At 72.3% G+C, this 9,263-nt stretch carries 8 protein-coding genes and 2 tRNA genes; all 10 read right to left on the reverse strand.

The genetic code is table 11. The annotated features are described in order from the left end of the window. Positions 1-50: 50 nt before the first annotated feature. Entirely contained in the window at positions 51-641 is a 591-nt protein-coding gene (locus tag VR44_RS48940) for a ComEA family DNA-binding protein (RefSeq protein ID WP_342669401.1), read from the reverse strand. 608 nt (positions 642-1,249) lie between these two features. After that, positions 1,250-2,095: a DegV family protein gene (locus VR44_RS28150; RefSeq protein WP_045950426.1), complete on the reverse strand. Its 846-nt coding sequence runs from the start codon at positions 2,093-2,095 to the stop codon at positions 1,250-1,252. A 107-nt stretch (positions 2,096-2,202) separates the two neighbouring features. Then, the gene (locus VR44_RS28155; protein ID WP_045950427.1) at positions 2,203-2,961 is read right to left on the reverse strand and encodes a copper transporter family protein; all 759 of its coding nucleotides are present in this window, start codon (positions 2,959-2,961) and stop codon (positions 2,203-2,205) included. Between the two features lie 132 nt (positions 2,962-3,093). Then, a complete protein-coding gene (gene leuS / locus VR44_RS28160) occupies positions 3,094-5,964 on the reverse strand; it encodes a leucine--tRNA ligase (protein ID WP_045950428.1) in 2,871 nt (956 codons plus the stop codon). 246 nt (positions 5,965-6,210) lie between these two features. After that, positions 6,211-6,283: transfer RNA gene (locus tag VR44_RS28165), tRNA-Ala, on the reverse strand. A 146-nt stretch (positions 6,284-6,429) separates the two neighbouring features. After that, complete coding sequence (locus VR44_RS28170; protein WP_007264019.1) at positions 6,430-6,663, reverse strand: hypothetical protein; 234 nt, start codon at positions 6,661-6,663, stop codon at positions 6,430-6,432. A gap of 144 nt (positions 6,664-6,807) precedes the next feature. Beyond that, positions 6,808-6,880, reverse strand: a tRNA-Ala gene (locus VR44_RS28175). 113 nt (positions 6,881-6,993) lie between these two features. Next, a complete protein-coding gene (locus VR44_RS28180; RefSeq protein WP_045950429.1) occupies positions 6,994-7,674 on the reverse strand; it encodes a histidine phosphatase family protein in 681 nt (226 codons plus the stop codon). Continuing rightward, entirely contained in the window at positions 7,671-8,117 is a 447-nt protein-coding gene (gene rsfS, locus VR44_RS28185) for a ribosome silencing factor (RefSeq protein WP_045950430.1), read from the reverse strand. The genes VR44_RS28180 and rsfS overlap by 4 nt, the downstream gene beginning before the upstream one ends. Before the next feature lie 66 nt (positions 8,118-8,183). Further along, positions 8,184-9,263, reverse strand: a 1,080-nt coding sequence (locus VR44_RS28190) for an LCP family protein (protein ID WP_045950431.1), incomplete at its 5' end; no start/stop codon positions are given.

Consider the following 9,263-nt stretch of genomic DNA (forward strand, 5'->3'; position numbering starts at 1 on the left):
GCCCGGCCCCGCCCGGTCCGGGGCGGCACCCGCGCCGGGTCCCGTGGCGCTCACAGCCGGACCAGCTTCCGCAGCTCGGCGAACCTGCGCTCGCCGATGCCGTCGACCTGCCGGAGGTCCTCCACGGCCCGGAACCCGCCCCGGGCGGTGCGGAACTCCACGATGTGCCGGGCGAGTACCGGACCGACCCCCGGCAGCCCGTCCAGCTGCTCGGCGGTGGCACTACCGAGGCTCAGCGGGACGGAGCCGGGTCCGGAGCCGCCCACGGAACCCGGGCCGCCCGGCGCCGGCGGCGCGGTGACCCCCACCAGCACCTGCTCCCCGTCCACCAGCACCCGGGCCCGGTTGAGCCCGGAGGTGTCGGTACCCGGCCGCACTCCCCCGGCGGCGGCCAGCGCGTCCTCCACCCGCGACCCGATGCGCCCACCGGAGCCGCCCGGGCCCCCTCCGGGCACCGGGGGCGGGGTCGCGGGCGGAGCCGGGGCGAGCACCGCCGGAGCCGTCACCGGCTGCGGCCGGGCCGACCAGTACTGCTGGGCGGCGAACCCCACCGCCAGGGCCAGCACCACCCCCACGGCGGCCACGGCCCGGGGCTCCACCCCGCACCGGGCCTGCACCCACACCGGCAACCGTTCCCGCACCGCCAACCACCGCCCGACGCCACCGCCGGCGCCCCCTGCCGTCCCCCCGGGCACAGCCTCCGGCAGCGGCAACGCCCCGGACCCGGCCACCGGAGGCGACCCGGACACCGGAGCCGCCCCCGGCCCTGGCGTCGGAGAGCCCCGGCCCAGCAGCAGCTCCGCCCGGCGGCGCACGGCGGCGGGGTCGGGCCGGGGCTGCGACCGGGCGCGGCGAAGGTCACGTAACCGCCCGTCGGACCGGGGCCCGCGCCCGGGCCCGCTGCCCCCGCCCCGCCCGCGGGTGGTGTCGAACGGTCCGGATCCGGCGGCGTCGGGGGATCCGGGGTTTCCTGAGAGGCGCGGAGCGCGCGTTCGAAGAGTCATGCCACGACGCTAGGGCCGATCCCCGGCCCCCGCTCGGAGCCCTCAATTCCGGTGCATAACCCGCCTCTTGTGGAAAACCCCGTCACCCGTTCCGGTGCGCCCCACAACGGAGGCACACCCCGCACCGGAGGTCACCCCACAACGGCGGTGCACCCCCACAGCGCCCCCACAACGGCGGTGCACCCCCAGAGCGCCCCCACAGCGGCCCCACAGCGGAGGCGCGCCCCACAGCCGAACCGAACCCGTCAGCGCGGCGACACCACCGCAGCCAGCAGCCCCGGACCGGTGTGCGCGCCGATCACCGCGCCGACCTCGCTCACGTGCAGCTCGACCAGCCCCGGAATCCGCTCCCCCAGCCGCTGTGCGAGCTTCTCGGCCCGCTCGGGAGCGGCCAGGTGGTGGACCGCCACGTCGACGCTGCGCGTCCCGGCCCGCTCGACGGCGAGTTCCTCCAGCCGCGCGATGGCCCTGGAGGCCGTCCGTACCTTCTCCAGCATCTCGATCCGCCCGCCCTCCAGCGTGAGCAGCGGCTTGACCGCCAGCGCCGAGCCGAGGAGGGCCTGCGCCGCCCCGATGCGTCCGCCGCGTCGCAGGTAGTCGAGGGTGTCCACGTAGAAGTACGCCGACATCTCCCCGGCCCGCTTCTCCGCGGCGGCCACCGCCTCGTCGACGGAACCCCCCGCCTCGGCCGTCTCGGCGGCGGCGAGGGCACAGAAGCCGAGGGCCATCGCGACCATGCCGGTGTCCACGACACGGACCGGCACCGGGGCCGTCTTCGCCGCGACCACGGCGGCGTCATGGGTGCCGGAGAACTCGGCGGAGAGGTGCAGGCTCACGATGCCGGTCGCACCGGCCTCAGCGGCCGCCCGGTAGGCCCGTACGAACTGCTCCGGGCCGGGGCGGGAGGTGGTGACGGGACGGCGTTTCTGGAGGGCCGCGGCCAGGCTGCGGGCCGAGATCTCGGTGCCCTCCTCCAGGGCCTCGTCACCCAGTACGACGGTCAGGGGCACGGCGGTGATCCCGTGCCGCTCCATGGCCGGCGGGGGCAGATAGGCCGTGGAATCGGTGACGATCGCGACATGGCGGGACATGAGCCGGAGGTTACCGCCCGAGGGGGCGATCCGGCAGCCCGAGCCACATCCGTCACCCCCTGCCTCCGCGACCTCCCCGGCCCCTCACCCCGTCACGGGAAGCGCGCTCAGGAAGTGGCCTCCCGCCGGGGAGCCTTCTGCCAGGGGTAGGACACCGCCGGTCCGGACGGATCCAGCGCGGGCCGCTCCGGAACCGAGGAGGCCCGCCCCGACGCCGCCGCACCGGCACCCGCACCCGACGCACCCGCACCCGCACCCGGCCCCTGACCGGCCTCCCACGCCGCCGCGGCGGCCGTCAGGTCGTCCACCGATTCCCGGGACCAGTCGCGCAGCGCGCTCGACTCGACCTCGATCTGTGCCGACAGCGCCGCCAGGTCCTCGTCGGCGAACTGCCGGGCCCGGTCGCGCGCCGACCAGCGCAGCGAATCCGCAGACTCGGTGATCTTGGCGGTGCGCTCCCGCAGCTCCGGCAGCCGCTCCGCGATCCGCTTGCGGTCGGGCTCCTGCTCCAGCCGCTTGAGCTCGTCGTCCAGCTCGTGCCCGTGCCGGCTCAGCCGCTCGAAGAGGGCGATCGACTCCTTCAGCGAGGCATCCGCCTGAACCCCCTGGTAGAGGGCCGCCTGCGTGGCGCGCATCGAGGTCCGCAGGTCCAGCCGCAGCTGCGCGAGCGCCCCCGTGACCCCGACCTGGCCGAGGCTCCTGGCCCTCAGGGTGGTGTCCTCGACCGTCCGGCGGGCCTGCGTGATCGTCCGGTCCACGCCGCGCTTCGCCGCGCCGACCGCCTTGACCGTGGCCCAGGCGCCCAGCCCCAGGAAGGCGAACAGCACCACCAGGGCAAAGATGATGACCAACGCGCCTACCTCCATGAGGTTCCCTTCCCCGGCCTTTTCCCGTCCCCTCCACCGTAAACGCCACGGGCAGGTCGGGGGTTCCGATCGAACCCCCAACCTGCCCGTACGGGATCACCCCGAGAAGCCGGCCTCCAGGACCGCAGGCCGTCAGATGACGATGTTCACCAGCTTCGGCGCGCGCACGATCACCTTGCGGATCTCGGCGCCGCCCAGCGCGGCGACGACGGCCGCGTCGGTGACCGCCAGCTGCTCCAGGTCGGCCTCCGAGATGGCCGGCGGCACCTCCAGGCGGGCCTTGACCTTGCCCTTGACCTGGACCACGCAGGTGACGGTCTCGTCCACGACGTACGCCGGGTCGGCGACCGGGAAGTCCTGGTGGACCACCGAGTCGGTGTGGCCCAGGCGGTGCCACAGCTCCTCGGCGATGTGCGGGGCCAGCGGGGCGATCAGCAGCACCAGGCGCTCGGCCACGGACCGCTCCAGCGGGCGGCCCGCCTTCGTCAGGGTGTTGTTCAGCTCGGTGATCTTGGCGATGGCGGTGTTGAACCGCAGGCCCGCCATGTCCGAGCCGGCCCCGTCAATGGCCTTGTGCAGGGCGCGCAGGGTGTCCTCGGCGGGCTCGGCGTCGACGACCGTCACCGCGCCCGTCTCCTCGTCCACGATGTTGCGCCACAGGCGCTGGAGCAGCCGGTACTGGCCGACGACGGCGCGGGTGTCCCACGGACGGGAGACGTCCAGCGGGCCCATCGCCATCTCGTACAGGCGCAGCGTGTCGGCGCCGTACTCCTCGCAGATCTCGTCCGGGGTGACGGCGTTCTTCAGGGACTTGCCCATCTTGCCCAGCTCGCGCTTGACCGGCTCGCCCTCGAAGAAGAACTTGCCGTCGCGCTCCTCGACCTCGGCGGCCGCGACCGGGAAGCCGCGCTCGTCACGGTAGACGTAGGCCTGGATCATGCCCTGGTTGAACAGCTTGTGGAACGGCTCGACCGAGGACACGTGTCCCAGGTCGAACAGCACCTTGGACCAGAAGCGCGCGTACAGCAGGTGCAGCACCGCGTGCTCGGCGCCGCCCACGTACAGGTCGACGCCGCCGTGCGGGGCGCTCTCGCGCGGACCCATCCAGTACTGCTCGATCTCCGGGTCGACCAGCGCGTCCGCGTTGTGCGGGTCCAGGTAGCGCAGCTCGTACCAGCAGGAGCCGGCCCAGTTCGGCATGGTGTTGGTCTCGCGGCGGTACGACCGCACCCCGCGGCCGTCGCCCAGGTCCAGCTCCACGTTGACCCAGTCGGCCTTGCGCGAGAGCGGGGTCTCCGGCTTGGAGCCGGCGTCGTCGGGCTCGAAGGTGCGCGGGGAGTAGTCCTCGACCTCGGGCAGCTCCAGCGGGAGCATCGACTCGGGCAGCGAGTGGGCGACGCCGTCCTCGTCGTAGACGATCGGGAAGGGCTCGCCCCAGTAGCGCTGGCGGCTGAACAGCCAGTCGCGCAGGCGGAAGTTGACGGTGCCCTCGCCGAGGCCCCGCTCGGCCAGCCAGTCGGTGATGGCGGCCTTGGCCTCGACCACGCCCAGGCCGTCCAGGGAGATGCCCTCGCCGGACGAGTTGACCAGCTTGGCGTCGTAGGAGCCGAAGGCGTCCTCCCACTCGGCCGGGTCGGTGCCGCGGCCGTCCGTGGGCTCGACCACGCAGCGCATCGGCAGCTCGAAGGCGCGGGCGAACTCGAAGTCGCGGGCGTCGTGCGCCGGGACGGCCATGATCGCGCCGGTGCCGTAGCCCATCAGCACGTAGTCGGCGATGAAGACGGGGACCTTCTCGCCGCTGACCGGGTTGACGGCGTACTCGCCGGTGAAGACGCCGGTCTTCTCCTTGGCGTCGGCCTGCCGCTCGACGTCGGACTTGGCGCCGGCCTGCTTGCGGTACGCGGCCACGGCCTCGGCCGGGGTGGCGTGTCCGCCGGTCCACGCCTCGCGGGTGCCCTCGGGCCAGGCGGCCGGGACGAACTTCTCGACCAGCGGGTGCTCGGGCGCCAGCACCATGTAGGTGGCGCCGAACAGGGTGTCGGGGCGGGTGGTGAAGACGGTGATCGCCTCGTCGCCCAGGGCGAAGTCGACGCGGGCGCCCTCGCTGCGGCCGATCCAGTTCCGCTGCTGCAGCTTGATGGCCTCGGGCCAGTCCAGCGCGTCCAGGTCGTCCAGCAGCCGGTCGGCGTACGCGGTGATGCGCATGTTCCACTGGCTCAGCCGGGACTTGAAGACGGGGAAGTTGCCGCGCTCGGACCGGCCGTCGGCGGTGACCTCCTCGTTGGCCAGCACGGTGCCCAGGCCGGGACACCAGTTGACGGGCGCGTCCGAGGCGTAGGCCAGCCGGTACCCGTTCAGCACGTCGGCGCGCTCGGCGGCGGTCAGCTCGGCCCAGGCGCGGCCCCCGGGGACCTCACGGGTGCCGTTCTCGAAGGCGGCGACCAGCTCGGCGATCGGGCGGGCCTTGTTCGCGTCCGTGTCGTAGTAGGAGTTGTAGATCTGCAGGAAGATCCACTGGGTCCACTTGTAGTACTCCGGGTCGATCGTCGCGAACGACCGGCGCTTGTCGTGGCCCAGGCCCAGGCGGCGCAGCTGGGCCTTCATGTTCTCGATGTTCGCCTCGGTCGACACGCGCGGGTGCGTGCCGGTCTGCACGGCGTACTGCTCGGCCGGCAGGCCGAAGGCGTCGAAGCCCAGGGTGTGCAGGACGTTGTGGCCGGACATGCGCTGGTGACGGGCGTAGACGTCGGTGGCGATGTACCCGAGCGGGTGACCGACGTGCAGGCCCGCACCGGAGGGGTACGGGAACATGTCCATGATGAACTTCTTGGGCCGGGCGACGACCGCCGGGTCGCCGGCCAGGTCACCGCTCGGGTTGGGCGCCTCGTAGGTGCCCTCCGCGTCCCATACGTCCTGCCAGCGTGCCTCGATGTCGGCGGCCATGGCGGCCGTGTAACGGTGCCCCTCGGCCGCCTCGGGGGCCGGGGTGTTCGTCTCGCTCATGATTCCTGAAGCTCCATCGATCGTCTCTGCCGTCTCTGCCTGCCCAAACGAAAAAACCCCTCGCACAGGAGGGGACGCCGCGCCGATGCCGACCTTCTCGGGGTCGGTGCTGCTCAGCGCGGCTCGGTAAGCAGAAGGCGTACGGCACGCATGGCGTCAGGGTACCGCAGGGGCCCGTGCGGCCGCTCTGCCGTTCCGCACAACGAGAAGAGGGCCACCCTTTCCGGGTGACCCTCTTCCACACTGTGGAGCTAAGGAGAATTGAACTCCTGACCTCCTGCATGCCATGCAGGCGCTCTACCAACTGAGCTATAGCCCCTTGTTTCTCTCTGCCGCCGGGCCCCTTCTCGGTTTCCCTTGCCGGTTCCCCCTGGCGACATCGAGAACATTACACGGTCATGGCCCCAGACCAAAAATCGGTTTCCCGAAGGGCCGTTATGTCCGTTTCGCCCACCATTGACCCCGTCATGCCCGGGCGAACTGGTAGAAGCGCTTGAGCGTGCAGTGCTCGTCGAGGAGCCGGCCGTAGATCGGCTCGCCCTCCAGCTCCCGGTACGTCTCGATGGGGTCGCCTTTTATGATCAGCGCCCGCGCGCATTCCTCGCACCAGTACTGGTAGTCGGGATTGACCGGCTCCATGTCCCGAACGATCGGCGTGCCGTTGTTGCACCAGTCGCACCGCCGCCGGTGTGCACCCATCCGTCAGCGACTCCCTCCCGCGTCGGACCGTCGTGTCCCCCTCCGGCCGTCCCGATTCTGCCACGCCGGTCCCGGCGGGGTCAGCAAGCACAGGAGGGACAAACGCAAGGATCCCGCCCCCTGTTGGGGACGGGATCCTGATTGTGGAGCTAAGGAGAATTGAACTCCTGACCTCCTGCATGCCATGCAGGCGCTCTACCAACTGAGCTATAGCCCCGCTCTCCGCGGCGTTCCCCCCGTTTCCGGTGTTCTTCGCTGCGAACAAGAAGAACTCTAGCCTGTGACCAGCCGGAAAGTGAAATCCGGGTCGGAGCGGCCCCGCGGAGGGGCTCAGTCGTCGTCGCCGAGCACCGGCTCCGGCAGCGTGCCGGCGTTGTGCTCGAGCAGCCGCCAGCCCCGCGCGCCCTCGCCGAGGACGGACCAGCAGCAGTTGGAGAGCCCGCCCAGGCTCTCCCAGTCACGCGCCTCCAGCCGCAGCAGGCGGCCGATGGTCGTACGGATGGTGCCGCCGTGGCTGACGACGACGAGCGTGCCGCCCTCGGGCAGCCGGCCGGCGTGGTCGAGGACCACCGGGGCGGCTCGGTCGGCGACCTCGGTCTCCAGCTCGCCCCCGCCGCGCCGGACGGGCTCGCCGCGCTTCCACGCCGCGTACTGCTCGCCGTACTTCTCGACGATCTCCTCGTGCGTCAGGCCCTGCCACTCACCGGCGTACGTCTCGCGGAGCGCCTCGGTGTGCGCCACGGGCAGGTGCGTGACGGCGGCCAGTTCGGCGGCCGTGGCCGCGGCGCGCTTCAGGTCGGAGGCCACGATGGCGTCCGGCTTCAGCGAGGCGAGCAGCCGGGCGGCGCGGCGCGCCTGCGCCAGCCCCGTCTCGGTCAGCTCGATGTCCGTGGAGCCCTGGAAACGGCGCTCCAGGTTCCAGGAGGTCTGGCCGTGCCGCCAGAGGACGATCTTCCTGCCGGTGCGGGCGGAGCCGCCGCCGGGCCTTCCCGTGCCGGTGGCCGCGCTCAGAACAGATCACCGTCCAGTTCGTCGTCGCCCTGCGCCTCGCGCAGCTTGGCGTGCTCCTCGGCCTTGCCGATGGTGAGCTTCGCGTCCTCGGGGAGCTCGATCTCGGGGCAGTCCTTCCACAGGCGCTCCAGCGCGTAGAAGACGCGCTCCTCGCTGTGCTGGACGTGCACCACGATGTCGACGTAGTCGAGCAGGATCCAGCGGGCGTCGCGGTCGCCCTCGCGGCGCACCGGCTTGGCGCCGAGCTCCTTGAGCAGCCGCTCCTCGATCTCGTCCACGATCGACTTGACCTGGCGGTCGTTGGGCGCGGAGGCGAGCAGGAAGGCGTCGGTGATCGACAGCACGTCGCTGACGTCGTACGCGATGATGTCGTGCGCGAGCCGGTCGGCCGCGGCCTGGGCGGCGGTGGTGATGAGCTCGATGGAGCGGTCCGTGGCGGTCACTGGCCATGCTTTCGGGTTGGCGGGCAGATGCCTACAAGGGTCTCATGTACTGCCGGCCCCGCCCGGTCAGGACGGTTTCCAGTCCTTGCCCAGGGTCACCACGACGTCCGCGTTCACCGTGCTCTCGGCCTTCTTGACCGCCGTTTCGGGCAGCCCCAGCGTCTTGGCGACCTCCACCGCCCGGGCCCGCTGGCCCTCGTCCTGGTACGTGATCTGCGTGGTGGGGGCCGGCCGGTCGGCCTTGCCGCCGTCCACGAAGGCGTAGCCGCCGTTGAGCAGGGCCGCCTTCGCCGCGATCTGCGCCTTCTCGTCCCCGGTGGCGTCCTTGAGGCCCACCCTGGGGGCCGCGCCGGGCTGGGCGGCCGTGACGGTCCCGCCGAGGAGCTCCTTGACCGTCTTCTTGGAGGCCTCGTCGGTGAGGCCGCCGTCGGGTTTCACCGAGAGCACCTCGGTGCGGTAGGCGGCCGTCTTCGCGTGCGCGCCGATCCGCGCCAGGAGGCCGCCGAGGTTCTGTGCGTCGAGCCCCGGGTCCAGGATCTGGCCCATGCTCTCGACGGTCGTGGCCGCCGCCTTCGGGTCGGAGGGGATCTTGCGCAGGACGGCGTACAGCACCCGGCCGGTGCGCTCCAGCTGCCTGGCCTCCGGTTCGCCCGGGGCGCGGTAGGTGGCGTAGGCCACGGCCATGGCGCCGGTGAGGCTCTGCCTGGGGCCCTGCCCGACGGCCGGGGTCCTGGCCCGGTCGTCGGCGGGCACGGCGGTGTCGGTGTCGGCCTCGATGCCGCCGACCAGGTCGACGAGGCGCTCCAGGAAGGGGGTGTCCAGGCGCCAGGTGCCGCCGATGCGGGTGCCGAGGACGGTGTCGAGGGCCTCGCGGGTGCCGATGCTGCCGTCCTCCACGGACTTCCCGAGGGTGGTGCCGGTGCCGTCCTCCTTGGCGACGGCGAGGGTGTTGGGGAGCAGGACGGTGGCGCCCTGCCGTGCGGTGACGTTGTCCACGAGGAGGGCGGTGGAGCTGCCGCCGCGCTTGGTGTTGCGCAGGTGGACGACGATCATGTCCCGTTTCTGGGCGCCCGCGGAGGTCGCGGCGGCCTTCTTCCCGCCGGGTCCGTCGAGGAAGGGCAGCTCGCCCGCGTACCAGAGCCAGCC

This window comes from Streptomyces katrae (assembly GCF_000966975.1).
Lineage (GTDB): Bacteria > Actinomycetota > Actinomycetes > Streptomycetales > Streptomycetaceae > Streptomyces > Streptomyces katrae.